Source organism: Natrinema versiforme, from assembly GCF_005576615.1.
In the GTDB taxonomy this organism is placed as follows: Archaea; Halobacteriota; Halobacteria; order Halobacteriales; family Natrialbaceae; genus Natrinema; species Natrinema versiforme_A.
In genome coordinates this window covers 2,468,206-2,484,022 of sequence record NZ_CP040330.1, presented here as the reverse complement: position 1 = coordinate 2,484,022, position 15,817 = coordinate 2,468,206, and the positions used below count along the sequence as shown (strand labels likewise).

Below are 15,817 nucleotides of genomic sequence, written 5' to 3'. Positions count from 1 at the left end.
ACGGAAGGACGGGAGCGGGATATCTCGACCGAACTCGAGTAACTCATACCAGTTTTTATCTGAATATATACATCATGTTTATATACACTTATTTCCCACTTGTGGACGTGGTTGTCTGTGGAAGATAATAACACTACACACGAGGTGGGAGGTAACATGAAACAACGGAATCTCACGAGGTATGATCGACGAACGTTCCTGAAGACGGCGACGGTCGGAGCCGGTCTCGCATCGGTTGCTGGCTGTCTCGGCGGCGGGGGCGACAGCGGCGTCACACTGGGTGCGATGTACATCCGATCCGGGTTCGCCTCGCTGTACGGGGAGGAGGCCGAGCGAGGATTCGAACTCGCGGTCGACGAGATCAACGACGACGGCGGGATCGACGGGGAGGACGTCGAGGTGATCGTCCGGGATACGGAAGGCGACGCCCAGACGGCGAACCGACAGATGACGAGCCTGATCGAGGAAGAAAACGTCGACGGGCTGTTCGGGCTGGACAGCAGCGGCGTCGCACAGGCGATCGCACCGCAGGTCGCCCAGAACCGGATTCCGCTGATGGTCACGCACGCGGCGACGCCGTTCCTGACCTCGCCGGAAGGCGAACACGAGAACTCGGTCGGGAACGACTACGTGTTCCGGTGTTCCAACACGGTCACGCACGACATGTACGGCGCTGCACGCGTCGTCTCGGAACTCGACGGGACCGAGTGGGCGACGCTCGGCCCCGACTACGCGTTCGGCGAGGAGACGTGGGACTACTTCCGCGCCTTCAACGAGGGCATGGGCAACGACGTCGAGTTCGTCGCCGAGCAGTTCTCGCCGCTCGAGACGAACGACTTCTCGCCGTACATTAGCTCGATTCTCGACGCGGAGCCGGACGGCGTGATCACGCCGCTGTGGGGGGCGGACCTGACGACGTTCCTCGGGCAGGCCGAGGGTTCCGGCTGGTTCGACCAGATCGATCACACGCTGGTCAGCGTCGGCATGGGGACGGATCTGCCGGCCGACGGGGATCCGATTCCGGAGGGGACACACGCCTCGACGCGGTACGATCCGTTCGTTCCCGACACCGAGGAGAACCAGACGTTCCGCGAGACCTACGTCGAGGAGTACGACACGCTACCGACGTACAACGCGGAGGGTGCCTACCGGGCGCTGTACCTGTACAGGCAGGCGATCGAAGAGGCCGGCGGCACCGACGCCGACGATCTCATCGAGACGTTCTCCGGTATGCAGCACACGGGTCCCGTCGGAGAGTACGAGTTCAACGAGGAGACCAATCAGGCGACGGTCGCGTCCATCTGGGGCGAAGTCAGCTACTCCGACGAGTGGGGAAGCAACAGGTTAGAGCCGGTCGAGCGGTACGAGGCCTCTCCCGAGGAGATCGAAGACGCGCTCGGCGACTCGGACCTGCCCACGGGCGTATAACCCGACAGAACCATTATTGACATGTACCCGATAAACGTATTTCCGCTCGTCGGCCTCTCGGACGTCGTCGTCGGCCTCAGTCTCGGGAGCCGGTTGTTCCTCATCGCCGTCGGACTGAGCCTGATATTCGGCGTCCTCGGGGTGCTCAACTTCGCCCACGGCGCATTCTACATGCTCGGCGCGTACTTCGCGCTGAGCGTCGCGACGAACGTGGTCGACAACTTCTGGCTCGCCGTCCTCCTCGGCGCGCTCGCCGTCGGCGTCGTCGGTGCGGCGATCGAGGTCGCGACGATCCGGCCCCTGTACGAGCGCCTCGAGAGCGACCTCGACCAGTTGATCGTCACGTTCGGCTTCGTCCTCGTCATTCACGAGGCGGTTCGGTACCGCTGGGGGTCCCAGTCCTACCGAACGGACGCGCCCGCGATTCTCGACTTTACGGTACAGATCGCCGGAAGCCAGTTCCGCGCGTACCGACTGTTCGTGATCGTCGCGGCGGTCGCCGTGATGATCGGCCTGTGGCTGTTCATCACGAAGACCTACTTCGGCTCGCTCGTCCGGGGAACGTCCTCCGACCGAGAGATGGCGTCGATGCTCGGCGTCGACGTCCCGCGGCTGTACACCGCGGTGTTCTTCGCGGGGAGTTTCCTCGCCGGCCTCGGGGGTGCCCTCGCGGCACCGATCCAGTCGATCAGTCCGGCCCTCGGCGATCAGGTCATCATCGACGCGTTCATCATCGTCGTCATCGGCGGGCTCGGCTCGCTGTCCGGCGCGTTCGTCGGGGCGATGGTCGTCGGGATGATGCAGAGCTTCGCGACCCAGTTCCTCGGGTCCGGTAACATGGCGGTTCCCTTCGCCGCGATGGTCGTCGTGTTGCTGTTCAAACCCGAGGGACTCTTCGGAGGGATCGGCGAATGAGCACCCAAAACGACGGCGTCGTCGATCGGATCGGGACCTTCGGCCGGCAGGCGGTCAGCGGCTGGACCAGAGAGCGGTTCGTCCTGCTAAGCCTGCTCGGCCTGCTGTTGGTCTCGTTCGCCCCGCCGTTTCAGGTGTTCCTGTTCACGGAGTTCCTGATCATCGCCCTGTTCGCCGTCGCGTTCAACCTGCTGTACGGCTACACCGGACTGCTCTCGTTCGGCCACGCGATGTTCTACGCGGGCGGCGCGTACGGACTCGCGATCGTGATGCGAGATTACCAGCAGCCGATCGCCGACGTCGTCGGCACCGGGCTCGCGCCGCTGGCGACGCTCGTCGTCGGCGGTCTGGTCGGGCTCTTGCTGGTGCTCGTCCTCGCGATTCCGGTCGGCTACCTCAGCGTCCGCCTCGAGGAGATCTACTTCGCGCTGATCACCCTCGCGTTCGGGATGCTGTTTTTCGTGCTGCTGGAGCAGAACCCCTACGGCCTCACGAACGGGACCGACGGCATCTTCGTGGTCCTCGGGTTCGTCGAGGTCGGCGGCACGGAGTTCAGACTCGGCGACCGGCGGCTCTACTACTACCTGACGGCGGCAGTCGTCGTCGCGTCGATCTACGCCGTCTGGCGGATCGTCAACTCGCCGTTCGGGACGATCTGTAAGGCGCTCCGAGAGAGCCCGGACCGAGCGGCCGCCCTCGGCGTCAACGTGACGGTCCACCGGTGGATGACCTTCGTCGTCTCGGCGCTGTTCGTCGGGGTCGCCGGCGTGTTGATCGCCGGCTTCGCGAGCGTCGCGACGCCGAATATGTCACACTGGTCGACGAGCGCGATCCCGGTCGTCGCGACGGTCATCGGCGGTGCGACCTTTTTCGTCGGCCCGATCGTCGGCGCGTTCATCTACCTCTACGTCCGCTGGGGAATCAGCCGGTTCCCGGCGCTCGAGGACCAGTGGCAGCTGTTCTTCGGGATCATGCTCATCGTCGTCGTCCTCTACTTCAAGCAGGGGGCCGCCGGCGGGCTGTTCATGGGCCGGGACTGGCTCCTCGACGTCCACGCGGCGTACCAGCGTGACGGCGTCGGTGCCGCCGCGGCGTTCGTTCGCGAATCGATCGGCGCGACGTTCAGACGCGCGATGGCACGGCTCACATCGACCGGCCGCGATGACGGAGGTGTCGACCGATGACCACGGTGCTCCGAACCGAGGACCTCCGCAAGCAGTTCGGCGACCTGATCGCCACCGACGACGTCTCGCTCGCGTTCGACGACGAGGACGTCACCAGCATCATCGGCCCCAACGGGGCCGGTAAGACGACCTTCTACAACCTGCTGACCGGTGTGTTAGAACCGACCAGCGGCGAGATCTGGCTCCGCAAGGACGGCGAGATGCGCGAGATCACCGACGCGCCGCCCCACGAGGTCGCCCGCAGCGGCCTCTCGAGGTCCTACCAGATAACGAATATCTTCGAGGGGCTGACCGTGCGCGAGAACCTGCAGGTCGCACGGATCGCCCACGAGGGACGGACGTTCGACATGCGCTCGCGCCCGGACAGCGACGAGGAGCTTAATCAGGACATCGACGAGCTGCTCGAGCTCACAAACCTCACGCCCATCGCGGAGACGCCGTGTGACGAACTGAGTCACGGCGAGAAGCGCAACGTCGAGATCGCGCTGGCGCTGGCGATCGAGCCGTCGGTGTTCCTGTTAGACGAGCCGACCGCGGGGATGAACCCGACCGAGACGGAGGAGATCGTCTCGCTCATTCGGGAACTGAACCGGGACATCGAGGCGACGTTCATCGTCACCGAACACGACATGGATGTCGTGACCGACATCTCCGATCGGATCGTCGTGCTCGCCGAGGGCGCGGTGCTGGCCGACGGCGAGCCCCAAACGGTACTGAGCGACGAACGAGTGACCGAAGCCTACCTCGGAAGTGAGACCGTATGACCGTTCTCGACATCGACGACATCGACACCTACTACGGCAACAGCCACGTCCTGCACGACGTTTCACTGGATCTGGCGGAGGGAGAGGTCGTCGCACTGCTCGGCCGCAACGGAGCCGGGAAGACGACGACGATGCGCTCGATCATGGGCGTCACCCCGCCCCGGCGCGGCAGCATCAGATACCGCGGCGAGGAGATCGTGGACAAATCGCCCGACGAGATCAACGACCTCGGGATCAATCTGGTCCCGGAGGACCGCCGGGTGTTCCCGACGCTGACGGTCCACGAGAACATCGTCCTCGCACACAAGCTCGCGGCCGATCCGCGGCCGGTCGAAGAGATGTACGAACTGTTCCCGATCCTCGACGATCTGCGGACGAACAACGGCCAGAACCTGAGCGGCGGCGAACAGCAGATGCTCTCGGTCGCCCGCGCGCTGGTCCAGCGGCCGTCGACGCTGTTGCTCGACGAGCCGACCGAGGGGCTCGCGCCGGTCATCGTCGACGACCTCCAGGAGATGCTGCAGGCCGTCGTCGAGGAGGACGTCACCGTCTTGCTCTCCGAGCAGAACGTCACCTTCGCGTTCGAACTCGCGACGCGGGGCTACGTCATCGACACCGGCTCGATCGTGTTCGAGGGCTCCATCGAGGAAATCCGGGAGCGCGACGACCTGCTCGAGAAGTATCTGGCCGTCTCGCCGGAGGAGGTGGCCTGAGATGACCGGCACCGACCTGACGATCCGGCCGTTCTTCTGGCGGCCAACGAACCTCTTTCCGGAGACCCGGTTGATCTCCCGGACCCACGACGGCATCGTTGATACGTCCTACGGCGAGTTCGGCGACCGGGTCCGGTCCCTGCTCGCGGCGCTCGAGGACCGCGGCTTCGGTCACGGCAATCGGATCGGCACGTTCGGCTGGAACCACCACCGCCACCTCGAGACCTACTACGCCGCGCCGCTGTCGGGCGCGCAGTTGCACACGATCAACGTCCAACTCGGCGACGACGACATCGTCTACATCGTCGAGGACGCGGGCGACGACATCCTGTTCGTCGATCCGGGCGAACCGTTCGCGACGATCGAGCGGCTGTGGGACGAGCTGGCTGTCGACGAGGTGGTCGTGATGGGCGAGACCGTTCCCGACACCGAGGTCGACGCCGTCGCCTACGAGGACCTGCTCGACGAATACGACCCCATCGACGAGGCCGACATGCCGAGCCTCGAGGAGGAGTACCCCGCCGGGATGTGCTACACCTCGGGGACGACGGGGCGGCCGAAGGGCGTCGAGTACACGCACAAGATGATCTACGCCCACGCCATGATGGTAATGACTCCCGCCGGCCTCGGTATCGAGGAGAGCGACGTGGTCATGCCCGTCGTGCCGATGTTCCACGTCAACTCCTGGGAGTTCCCCTACGCCGCGACGATGGCCGGCGCGACGCAGGTCTACCCCGGTCCCTCGCCGAGCGCGGCCGACCTACTCGAGTTGATCGAGCGCGAGGGCGTCACCATGACCGCCGGCGTCCCGACGGTCTGGATCGACCTGCTCGAGCACGTCGACGAACACGGCGGCGACCTCTCCTCGCTCGATCGGATCGTCGTCGGTGGCAGCGCCGCGCCCGAGGAGATGATGCGCCGCTACGACGAGGAGTTCGACGTCACCGTCGAGCACGCCTGGGGGATGACCGAGACGATGAGCATCGGCTCGGTCTCCCGACCGAAGTCCCGCATGGCCGACTGGGACCCGAGCCGGAAGTACGAGAAACGGCGGAAACAGGGGCTGCTCTCGCCCGGCCTCGAGATGCGCGTGGTCAACGACGCGGGCGAGGAAGTCCCGTGGGACGGCGAGTCGGCCGGCGAACTGTGGGTCCGCGGGCCGACGGTGATCACGGAGTACTACAACCGTCCCGACGCCAACGAGGCGGACTTCGAGGGCCAGTGGCTCAAGACCGGCGACATCGTCTCCGTCGACGAGGACGGCTACATCGAGGTCGTCGACCGCGCGAAAGACGTCATCAAGAGCGGCGGCGAGTGGATCTCTTCGATCGCACTCGAGAACGCCCTGATGGCCAACCCGGACGTGGTCGAATCGGCGGTGATCGGCGTCCCCCACGAGAAGTGGCAGGAACGGCCGCTCGCGACCGTCGTCACCGCCGAGGATACCGACCCCGACGAGGCGGAACTGCAGGACCACCTGCGGGAGACCCTCGAGCAACCCGACTGGTGGCTCCCCGACGAGATCCGCGTCGTCGAGCGGATCCCCAAGACGGCGACCGGGAAGTTCGACAAGCAGGGCCTGCGCGAAAAGCTTGACGTGGGCGACGACGAAACGGAGGATCGATGAGCGACCTGTTCGATCTCGAGGGGCGAGTCGCGGTGGTAACGGGCGGCGGCCGCGGCATCGGCCGCGCGATCGCCGTCGAACTGGCGAACGCGGGAGCCGCGGTGGTCCCGAGCGCCCGCTCGACGGACGAAATCGAGGCCGTCGCCGCCGACATCGAGGACGCGGGCGGCGACGCACTCGCCGTGCCCGCGGACGTGACGGACTCGGACGACGTGGGCGCGGTTATCGACCGAACCGTCGAGGAGTTCGGCGGCGTCGACATCGTCGTCAACAACGCCGGATTCAACCCCGACGACGCGCTCGGCCGGCCGGAAGACGTCGAGACAGAGGGCCTCGACCGCGTGCTGGATGTCAATCTGAACGGCGCGTACGAGGTCACCCGCACCGCGGCTGACCACCTCCTCGAGAGCGACGGCGGCTCGGTCGTCAACGTCGCCAGTGTCGGCGGGCTGGTCGGCCTACCGCGCCAGCACCCCTACGTCGCCTCGAAGCACGGACTCGTCGGACTCACCAAGAGCATGTCCCTCGACTGGGCCCCCGAGGTCCGGGTCAACGCCGTCGCACCGGGATACGTCTCGACGGACCTCACCGAGGACCTCGAGGACAACGAGCGACTGCGCCAGTCGATCATCGATCGCACGCCGCTGGATCGGTTCGCCGACCCCGAAGAGATCGCTGGTCCGGTCGTCTTCCTCGCGAGCGAGGCCTCGAGTTACGTGACCGGCTCGGTGCTCGCGGCCGACGGCGGCTGGACGGCCCGATAGGGACCGGGTTTCAGTCGATTGCCCGTTCGCGACCACCGCTTTCTCCCGATCCGAACCGATCAGGTTCGGTCCGAGCAGTCCATCATGAAAAATGACGGGATAGTTGTGACCGCGTGGGGGTTCTCCCAACGCTTAGCCGCCGGTCCGGGCTACACCCGCTATGCACTACAACGACAGCGACCGAGCGCGCGAGGTCGCCGAGCGTGCGAACGACTTGCTGGAGGAGGTCGTCCTCCCGATCGAACGCGAGCGGGCCGGCGGGATGGCCGTCTCGAGTGGCACCATCACGGAACTTCGTGAAGCCGCCCGCGAGTACGACGTCTACGCCCCACAGATTCCCGAGGAGTACGGCGGGATGGGGCTTTCCTTCCGCGATTCGCTGCCGGCCTTCGAGGAGGCCGGTCGCAGCCTGCTCGGACAGGTCGCGATGCGCGTCGACGCCCCCGACGAAGGGAACATGCACCTCCTCGAGTTGGCCGGCGACGAGTTGCAGAAAGAGGCCTACCTCGAGCCGCTGGTCGCGGGCGAGATCACGTCGGGCTTCTCGATGACCGAGCCGATGCAGGGGGCGGGGTCGGATCCGAAGATGATCCAGACGACCGCCGAGAAACGCGAGGCGCAGGGCGCCTCGGAACGGAGCGGCATCGCCGCGGAGAAAGACGGCGACGAGTGGGTCATCGACGGCCACAAGTGGTGGACGACACAGGGCGTCGAGGCCGATATCCTGATCGTGCTCGCTCGAACCGATCCCGAGGCCCACCCCTACGAGGGCTGTTCGCTCTTTCTCGTTCCGGCCGACGCCGACGGCGTCGAGGTCATCCGCGACGTACCCCACATGGGCGGCGGCAACCGGGGCGCGTCGCACGCCGAAATTCGCTACGAGACCGTCCGCGTGCCCGACGAACACCTGCTCGGCGAACTGAATCAGGGCTTTACCCACGCCCAAGAGCGACTCGGCCCCGCCCGCCTGACCCACTGTATGCGATACTCGGGGATGGCCCAGCGCTCGCTCGACATCGCGAAGGCCTACGTGAGCGAACGACAGGGATTCGACTCGACACTCTCGGACAAGCAATCGCTTCGCCACCGGATCGCCGACGCCGAAACGAAACTCCACATGGCCCGAACCGGCATCCGCGACGCCGCCGATCGGATCGCCGCCGGCGACGACGCCCGCGTCCCCGTCTCGATGTGTAAGGTCTACACCGCAAACGCCACGCAGGACGCGATCGACCTCGCGGTGCAGTGTTGCGGTGCCAACGGCATCGGCAAGGATCTCCCGCTCTCGGACTTCTACGAATCGGTCCGCCAGTTCCGCATCGTCGACGGGGCCGACGAGGTCCACCGGCGGGTCATCGCCCGCGCAGCCTTCGAGGACGTTCCCACGGAGGAACTCGAACCGCTCACCCGCTTCGGCGATCCGAACCGGGAGCGAAGCACGGACCACTGACGGTCCGTCGCCGATCCCGGTTTCGCCGGCCGCGTCCCCGGTTTCGGCCGCTCGAGTGGCACGATCGTCTAGGAACGGTGACCGCGGTCACGGGCCGGCACATCGGGTGTCGGTCACCTCGAGAGTCGGTCCTTGAGCCGGGTCATGGGGTGTGACACACCGCTGGTCGGCCGGTTCCAAATGGGGTCGGCTCGAGGGCCGTATCCGGCTGGCGTGACGGGATTCGAACCACGCGAACGGCTCGCTTCGCTCGCCGTTCTCTCATTCGAATCCCGTGCCCGTCCGCTCCTCACGTCCGTTCGTCGCAGGACGGGCGTGGCGGGATTCGAACCCACGATCAGAAGGTTAGGAACCTCCTGCCCTATCCGCTAGGCCACACGCCCCGGCGCGAAAAGAATTTAGTTGGTTTCCGTTTCGGGTTCCGTCTCGGTCTCCTCGTCGGTGGTGACGGGTTCCGTGTCGACGAACTCCTCGTCTTCCTCGAGGTCGGCATCGCTCGCGTCGCCCTCGTATTCGCCGGTTTCGCGCATTTCCTCGAGTTCCGTTTCGACCTTCTCGCGCCCCTTCTGGAACTCACCCATCGCCTCACCGGTCGATCGTGCCAGCTTCGGAATCTTGTTGGCTCCGAAGAGCAAGATTGCAATGATGAGAATGATGGCGAGTTCCGGAGGCCCCATGCCGCCGGGGATGAACAGCGGTGCAATTTCGGCTACCATCTCTATGCGTGGCTTACCCGCTGTCAATTATAACCTTTTTGGACCACTTAGGTAACCAAAAAGCCGCGACAGTCCGTTTGAAGACGACAATAGGAGATTTTGACCGCATCGATCAGCGGCCGCATCACGGTCGGTCACAGAAACGCGGGTGACGGAGGACCGATCACCGTTCTCTCGGTCCAGTCTCGGGTGAGAACCTGGACGGTCGGACCGATAGCAACCAGTTCTCCCAACACCCGGGTAACTGGTCCGCGAACGAAACTATCTTTCCGGCTTGTACACAATACTCCGACGATGGTAACAACTGGAGACGCCGCACCCGACTTCACCGCACCGCTCGCAAACGGCGACATCGAGGAGTTCACGCTCTCCGAGCGCCTCGAGGACGAGGCACCGATCGTCCTCGCGTTCTTCCCCGGCGCCTTTACCGGTGTCTGTACCACCGAGATGTGTACGTTCCAGGACCGACTCGCCGCGTTCAATGACCTCGACGCCACCGTCTACGGCGTCAGCCGCGACTCGCCGTTTACGCTCAACGAGTTCCGCGAGCAGAACGGCCTCGAGTTCGGCCTCATTAGCGACTACAACAAGGATATCATCGACGACTACGGGATCCCGATGGACTTCGCCGATCTGGGCGTCCACGGCGTCGCCAAGCGCTCCGTGTTCGTCGTCGACGGCGACGGCAACATCGCCTACTCGTGGGTCAGCGACGACCCCGGCGTCGAACCCGACTACGACGAGGTCGAGGCCGCGGTCGACGACCTGTCGTAACGTCGCATCACGCAGTCACGACCGTCGCAGGGCTTTTTTAGTCCGCAACCGACGTACCGGTATGAGCGACCCCGCTGTCGACGAGGACTCCCGCCGCGTCTATACTCCAGACGACGATCACAACTTTCCCGACGAGAAACTGAACTCGGTCCTCGAGTTCATCGACGACGACGAGGAGATCACGACGTATCTCGAGGCCCAAAACGTCAACGCGGTCGACCGGATGCGGTACAACGACCACGGAACGAAACACATCGAGATCGTCCGCAACCGGGCGCTGTGTCTCTACGACCTGCTCAAGGCCGGTGAGGTCGACTTCAACGGCGCGCGCCAGCAGGGACTGGCCGAGGAGGACGAATCGGTCATCGTCGCGCTGGCAGCGACGCTGCACGATGTCGGCCACGTCGTCCACCGCGACAGCCACGCCTACTACTCGATCCCGCTGGCGGCGGACATCCTCGACCGGATCCTCCCCGAGTTCTACGACATCGCCGAGACGGTCCGGATGAAAGGCGAGGTCCTGCACGCGATCCTCTGTCACCACACCGCCGAGACGCCGTTGACCACCGAAGCCGGCGTCATCCGCGTCTCCGACGCCCTCGACATGGAACGCGGCCGTTCGCGCATCCCCTACGAGCACGGCGGCCGGGGCATCAACACCCTCTCGAGTCAGGCCATCAGCAGCGTCTCGCTCCAGCGGGGCGACACCACGCCCGTCATGGTCGAAATCGCGATGACCAACGCCGCCGGTGTCTATCAGGTCGACAACCTACTCAAGGCCAAACTCGAGGACTCCGGCCTCGAGGACCAGATCCGGATCGTCGCGCTCAACACGAACGAGAACCGCGAGCAGTTGGTCGAGCGGATCGAGCTCTAGAGCAACGAAATTTTACGCTGCGGTCTGGCACGCTCCCGACAAATTTCTTGTCGGGAGCGTGCTGTCCCTCGGTAAAATTTCGATCAAAAGCACTCCTCCTTCCGTTCCGCTCGATTCTCTCGCTCCACATCAGTCGTCGGCCCGCGAGCGCCTTCGGCGCTCGCGGCGGGTTTCGGGTACCTGCCTGCCCTCCCCCGGGTTACGAGTTCCTCGCAGTGCTCGGAACTCGCTCCCGGCCATTCAGGTTAGTCGATCTCCCCTCAGGCGAGTTCGTACCGTCCGTCCTGCCGCTCGAGATAGCCCCGGTCCCGAAGCGTTCCGGTGATCGAGAGGATCGTCCCCTTCGTGACCGCGAGGTCGTCACAGAGGTCGTCGGCGGTCGCGCCGTCGCTGGCGGCCAGATACAGGTACACCAACTTCGCGCGAGCGGAATCGAGATCGGTCGGGATCGACACGTCGAGGTCCGTCGTCGCTGTTTGGTTCATACACGAACCTCTGTATTTCGACGATAATAAACGTCATCTACAACGATCGTCGAAAACAGGGTGGTGAGACGGTCGTCATTGCTGTCGATACGGAATGCGTCGATCGTCGAATATGCTCCGAAGAGACGAGTCAGTTGCTCGAGTAGCGGATTTCGGATATAGTCGATCGTCGTACCACTGATTCGTGAGACTCGTTCACATCGGAACTGCGGCCGGTGAATCCGGGCGGACCGTTTTTGTGGGCTCACTCGCGAGTATTAATCCAATGTCGACGCTACTTACTCTCCTCGCGCTCCTAACCGGATTGCTGACCGGCGCACTGTTCCGGTTTCTCAACGTCCCGATCCCCGCCCCGCCGGAACTCCCCGGAATCGTGGGTATCATCGGGATCTACATCGGCTACAGGCTGATCGAGTACCTCGACATCGGCGTTGACCTCCTCGAGATACTCGGCGTATAGCGGAAACGAGGCTCAGTGTGGGGTTCAGGACGACTCGAGTATCGACGAGAGCACACGTCTCTGCTGGGGAATTTCGTGTGACTAAAACGGTCGAATTGTCCGTCGGACGATCCGCTCGATGAAAAATCCGCTGTGACTGCGGAGTGCGCTCAGTAGCTGCGTTCTTTCGGCTCGTAGGTCTTGTTCTGCCCCTCGAGGATGACCGGCCGGTAGAAGATCGAGGGTTCGCCGTCGTCCCACGAGATGAGCGTGTGTTTGAGCCAGTTCTCGTCGTCGCGGATCTGGTTCTCCTGTCGCCAGTGAGCGCCGCGGAACTCGTTGCGCACGAGCGCGCCGAGCGCGATCGTCTCGGCCACGTCGATCAGGTTCCGCGTCTCGATCGTCTGCTGGAGATCCGTGTTGAACGTCTTCGAGGGGTCGTCGACGTAGACGTCCTGGTACTCCTGTCGGCACTCACGGATGATCTCGAGTGCCTTCTTGACGCCCTCCTCAGTGCGGAAGACGTTGACGTAGTCGGTCATGGCCTTCTGGAGCTTGGCGCGGATCTCGGCGTGCTGGACGCCGTCTTCCTTGTCCATCAGGGTGTCGACGCGGTCGCGGGCGGTTTCGACCGTTCGCTCGAGGATCCCCTCGGCGTCGGCGGTGACGCCACCGTCAGCGGCGACGCCGCCGGTCGTGTCGAGTCCCGCTTCGCCGGGCTGAACCGGCAGTTCGGTCTCGGTCTCGTCCTCGACGTCGTCGCCGTAGCCGGTCCGGATCTCGGGTTCGCCGAGGTCGTCGCCGGCGGCGTGGCGGCCGGCGCGCTTGCCGAAGACGATCAGTTCCGGCAGGGCGTTCCCGCCGAGGCGGTTGCCGCCGTGGACGGAGACGCAGGCGCACTCGCCGGCGGCATAGAGGCCGTTGACGCAGGTCTGGCCGTTCTCGTCGACCTCGATGCCGCCCATCGCGTAGTGTTGGCCGGGCTTGACCGGCATCGGCTCGACGAGGCCGTCGACGCCCTCGAAGTCCTCCGCGAGGTGGAGGATGTTCTCGAGGCGGTCCATGATGCGCTCTTCGCCGAGGTGGCGCATGTCGAGGTGAACGTACTCGTCTTCGACGCCTCGCCCTTCGTTGACCTCGGTGAGTTCGGCGCGGGCGACGACGTCCCGCGAGGCGAGTTCGCCGGAGTTGTTCGCGTAGCCGTGCTCGAACATGAACCGCTCGCCCTCGTTGTTGTAGAGGATGCCGCCTTCGCCCCGGACGCCCTCGGAAATGAGGACGCCGGTCGAGGGTAGCGACGTCGGGTGGAACTGAATGAATTCCATGTCCTCAATCGGCGCGCCCGCACGGTAGGCCATCGCGTGGCCGTCGCCGGTACAGGAGACGGCATTGGTGGTGTGATCGAAGGCCTGCCCGGGGCCACCGGTCGCGAGAACGACGCCCTGATTGGCCTTGAATCCCTCGATGTTGCCGGACTGGACGTCGTATGCGACGACGCCGTGGCACTCGCGGTCGTTCGGGTCCGACTCGTCGGTGGTCGCGAGGTCCATCACGTACCACTCGTCGTAGACCTGAATGCCTCGTTTGACGACCTGCTCGTACATCGTGTGCAGCAGGTGGTGGCCCGTCTCGGCTCCGGCGTAGGTGGTCCGCGGGTACGAGAGTCCGCCGAACGGACGCTGGGAGACCCGACCGTCCTCCTCGCGGGAGAACGGCATCCCCCAGTGCTCGAGATTGATGGTCTCCTCGGGGGCGTCCTGTGCGAGGGTCTCGACCGCCGGGGCGTCGCCGAGGTAGTCCGAGCCCTTCATCGTGTCGTAGGCGTGGAGTTCCCAGTCGTCGCCCTCCTGCAGGGCGGCGTTGATGCCGCCTTCCGCCGCGCCGGTGTGGCTGCGGACGGGGTGGAGTTTCGAGACCATCGCCACGTCGGCTCCCGCTTCGTGCGCTGCGATCGCGGCCCGGAGGCCGGCGCCGCCGGCGCCGACCACGATAACGTCGTGTTCGTACATGATTACCAGAACTTCAGGTTCTTCTTGACTGCTTCCCGCTTGAGCTCCTGAATGTGCTCGGTGAGCGGAATGTCCTTCGGACACACCTCGGTACAGGAGAACTGGGTCTGGCACCGCCAGACGCCGTGTTCCTGCTCGAGAATGCGGAGTCGGTGCTCCTTGATCTCCTCGCCCTCGCGGTCGTCCATGGCGAACTTGTAGGCCTTGTTGATCGCCGCCGGACCCAGGTACTCGTTGTCGCCGGCCGCGATGTTACACGAGGACATACACGCGCCACACCAGATACACCGCGAGGACATCTTGATCTTCTCGCGGTTTTCCGGACTCTGGCGCTGTTCCTCGAGGTCGTCGACCGGGGGCGTGTCCTCGTCCTGGAAGTACGGCTCGACCGTATGCATCTGGTCGTAGAAGTGGTCCATGTCGACGACCAGATCCTTGACGACCTCCTGATGGGGCAGGGGCTCGATGCGAACGGGCTGCTCGAGTTCCGAGATCTGGGTCTTACAGCCCAGTCGCTGCTTGCCGTTGACGAAGAAGGCGTCGGAGCCACAGACAGCCTGTCGACAGGAGTGGCGGAACGTCAGCGACGAGTCGTACTCGTCGCGGGCGTACATGACCGAGTCGAGGACCGTCATCCCCTTCTCGAAGGGGACGTGGAAGTCGTCGAAGCGGGGTTCCTGCTTGCCCTCGACTTCGGGGTCGTAGCGGAACACCTTGAGGTGGACCGTCTCGCCCTCGAGTTCGGCCTTCTTTTCGGCGTGTTCGTCGACCATGCCGCCGCCTTTCCGCTCTTCGGCGGCCGGCGACTCCGCGCCTTTCATCTCCGGGTCTTCCGGTGCTTCCTGCGTTTCGGGTTCGGCTTGTTGCGTACTCATATCAGATCATCCCTCGCATCGTGAGTGCGACGTAGGTGCCCTGTGCGACGAGGGCGAGACTCGCGATGACCAGCACTGCCAGCACGACCTTCTTTTGGGTTCCTTCGAGGCCCTGATTGACCAGCGCGTTGTAGACGCCGTTGACGCCGTGGAACGTGGCAGTAATCAGGAACAGGACCATCGTCAGGAAGTACCCGATGTTCTCCATTCGGGCCTGAGTGCCCATGAAGGTTACCTCGTACGCGTGGTTGACGAAGTGTAAGAGGAAGAAGTGGAAGGCGAGAACCACGACGAGAAACGCCGCCGTGACTCGTTGGAGGAACCAGCCGGTTCCGCCGGGGGTGAAGGAGGAGTATCGTTCCGCCATCAGATCCCCACCCCCGTCAGGAAGGTCGGGACGCTGGCGACGGTGATCGCACCCGTCAGCACCAGCGAGGCGTAGAAACTCTTGTCCTGTGCCTCAAGTCCGACGCCGAGATCGACCATCAGCAGGCGGAGGCCGTTCAGGATGTGGAAGACGGCCACCGCGAGCAGGCCCACCTCGAGCAGTCGGATGAGGAACAGCCCCTCGAGTCCCTGCAGCGTCGTGGTGTAAATATCGTTCTGTGCTTCGATGACTTGTTGACTCTCACTCGCAGCACCGATAGACGTGCTCAGCACGGCGATATGGGTGAACAGGTAGCCGATCAAGACCCATCCGGTGAACTTGTGGAAGATCCACGCCCACATGCCGGCCGAGAACTCCTTCCAGCGACCGAAGTCCTCGATGAGACCGCGATTGTAAGACTGACTCATGC

General features: G+C 64.4%; 17 protein-coding genes and 1 tRNA gene. 11 read left to right on the top strand and 7 right to left on the bottom strand.

Annotated features, from left to right (window positions below; all coding sequences use genetic code 11):
- The first annotated feature begins 156 nt into the window (after positions 1-156).
- The 8 genes from FEJ81_RS12225 (at position 157) to FEJ81_RS12190 (ending at position 8,845) form a co-directional block, all read left to right on the top strand.
- Entirely contained in the window at positions 157-1,428 is a 1,272-nt protein-coding gene (locus FEJ81_RS12225) for an ABC transporter substrate-binding protein (RefSeq protein WP_138245553.1), read from the top strand.
- Positions 1,429-1,449: 21 nt separating this feature from the next.
- Positions 1,450-2,343 carry a branched-chain amino acid ABC transporter permease gene (locus FEJ81_RS12220; protein WP_138245552.1) on the top strand — a complete coding sequence of 298 codons (894 nt, stop codon included), beginning with the start codon at positions 1,450-1,452 and terminating at the stop codon, positions 2,341-2,343.
- A complete protein-coding gene (locus tag FEJ81_RS12215; RefSeq protein ID WP_138245551.1) occupies positions 2,340-3,527 on the top strand; it encodes a branched-chain amino acid ABC transporter permease in 1,188 nt (395 codons plus the stop codon). The genes FEJ81_RS12220 and FEJ81_RS12215 overlap by 4 nt, the downstream gene beginning before the upstream one ends.
- Positions 3,524-4,291, top strand: coding sequence for an ABC transporter ATP-binding protein (locus FEJ81_RS12210; protein WP_138245550.1), 768 nt, complete (start codon positions 3,524-3,526; stop codon positions 4,289-4,291). Before FEJ81_RS12215 ends, FEJ81_RS12210 begins: the two co-directional genes overlap by 4 nt.
- The gene (locus FEJ81_RS12205) at positions 4,288-5,004 is read left to right on the top strand and encodes an ABC transporter ATP-binding protein (protein WP_138245549.1); all 717 of its coding nucleotides are present in this window, start codon (positions 4,288-4,290) and stop codon (positions 5,002-5,004) included. The genes FEJ81_RS12210 and FEJ81_RS12205 overlap by 4 nt, the downstream gene beginning before the upstream one ends.
- A gap of 1 nt (position 5,005) precedes the next feature.
- Complete coding sequence (locus tag FEJ81_RS12200) at positions 5,006-6,631, top strand: long-chain fatty acid--CoA ligase (RefSeq protein WP_138245548.1); 1,626 nt, start codon at positions 5,006-5,008, stop codon at positions 6,629-6,631.
- The gene (locus FEJ81_RS12195; RefSeq protein ID WP_138245547.1) at positions 6,628-7,395 is read left to right on the top strand and encodes an SDR family NAD(P)-dependent oxidoreductase; all 768 of its coding nucleotides are present in this window, start codon (positions 6,628-6,630) and stop codon (positions 7,393-7,395) included. The genes FEJ81_RS12200 and FEJ81_RS12195 overlap by 4 nt, the downstream gene beginning before the upstream one ends.
- Positions 7,396-7,555: 160 nt before the next feature.
- Complete coding sequence (locus FEJ81_RS12190; RefSeq protein ID WP_138245546.1) at positions 7,556-8,845, top strand: acyl-CoA dehydrogenase family protein; 1,290 nt, start codon at positions 7,556-7,558, stop codon at positions 8,843-8,845.
- 310 nt (positions 8,846-9,155) lie between these two features.
- Here the strand turns inward: FEJ81_RS12190 and FEJ81_RS12185 are convergent.
- Together FEJ81_RS12185 and tatA are read right to left on the bottom strand one after the other, a co-directional pair.
- Positions 9,156-9,228, bottom strand: a tRNA-Arg gene (locus FEJ81_RS12185).
- Between the two features lie 15 nt (positions 9,229-9,243).
- A complete protein-coding gene (tatA, locus tag FEJ81_RS12180; protein WP_138245545.1) occupies positions 9,244-9,561 on the bottom strand; it encodes a twin-arginine translocase TatA/TatE family subunit in 318 nt (105 codons plus the stop codon).
- Positions 9,562-9,855: 294 nt separating this feature from the next.
- On the opposite strand from tatA, the gene FEJ81_RS12175 reads away from it, so the two are divergent.
- Positions 9,856-10,335 carry a redoxin domain-containing protein gene (locus FEJ81_RS12175; protein ID WP_138245544.1) on the top strand — a complete coding sequence of 160 codons (480 nt, stop codon included), beginning with the start codon at positions 9,856-9,858 and terminating at the stop codon, positions 10,333-10,335.
- A gap of 61 nt (positions 10,336-10,396) precedes the next feature.
- Positions 10,397-11,212 carry an HD domain-containing protein gene (locus FEJ81_RS12170; protein ID WP_138245543.1) on the top strand — a complete coding sequence of 272 codons (816 nt, stop codon included), beginning with the start codon at positions 10,397-10,399 and terminating at the stop codon, positions 11,210-11,212.
- Positions 11,213-11,472: 260 nt separating this feature from the next.
- Here FEJ81_RS12170 and FEJ81_RS12165 read toward each other — a convergent pair whose 3' ends face one another.
- Positions 11,473-11,697: a helix-turn-helix domain-containing protein gene (locus FEJ81_RS12165; RefSeq protein ID WP_138245542.1), complete on the bottom strand. Its 225-nt coding sequence runs from the start codon at positions 11,695-11,697 to the stop codon at positions 11,473-11,475.
- Positions 11,698-11,962: 265 nt separating this feature from the next.
- Here FEJ81_RS12165 and FEJ81_RS12160 point away from each other — a divergent pair, with 265 nt between their 5' ends.
- On the top strand, positions 11,963-12,157 hold the full coding sequence (locus FEJ81_RS12160; protein WP_138245541.1) for a XapX domain-containing protein: 195 nt from the start codon (positions 11,963-11,965) through the stop codon (positions 12,155-12,157).
- A gap of 149 nt (positions 12,158-12,306) precedes the next feature.
- On the opposite strand, the gene FEJ81_RS12155 is transcribed toward FEJ81_RS12160, so the two are convergent.
- From FEJ81_RS12155 to sdhC, 4 genes are read right to left on the bottom strand one after another with little or no spacing between them, the layout of a single operon-like run.
- On the bottom strand, positions 12,307-14,145 hold the full coding sequence (locus FEJ81_RS12155) for an FAD-binding protein (RefSeq protein WP_138245540.1): 1,839 nt from the start codon (positions 14,143-14,145) through the stop codon (positions 12,307-12,309).
- A gap of 2 nt (positions 14,146-14,147) precedes the next feature.
- Positions 14,148-15,020, bottom strand: coding sequence for a succinate dehydrogenase/fumarate reductase iron-sulfur subunit (locus tag FEJ81_RS12150; protein WP_138245539.1), 873 nt, complete (start codon positions 15,018-15,020; stop codon positions 14,148-14,150).
- Between the two features lies 1 nt (position 15,021).
- The gene (locus tag FEJ81_RS12145; RefSeq protein WP_138245538.1) at positions 15,022-15,387 is read right to left on the bottom strand and encodes a succinate dehydrogenase hydrophobic membrane anchor subunit; all 366 of its coding nucleotides are present in this window, start codon (positions 15,385-15,387) and stop codon (positions 15,022-15,024) included.
- Positions 15,387-15,815, bottom strand: coding sequence for a succinate dehydrogenase, cytochrome b556 subunit (sdhC, locus tag FEJ81_RS12140; RefSeq protein ID WP_138245537.1), 429 nt, complete (start codon positions 15,813-15,815; stop codon positions 15,387-15,389). Before sdhC ends, FEJ81_RS12145 begins: the two co-directional genes overlap by 1 nt.
- Positions 15,816-15,817 lie beyond the last annotated feature (2 nt).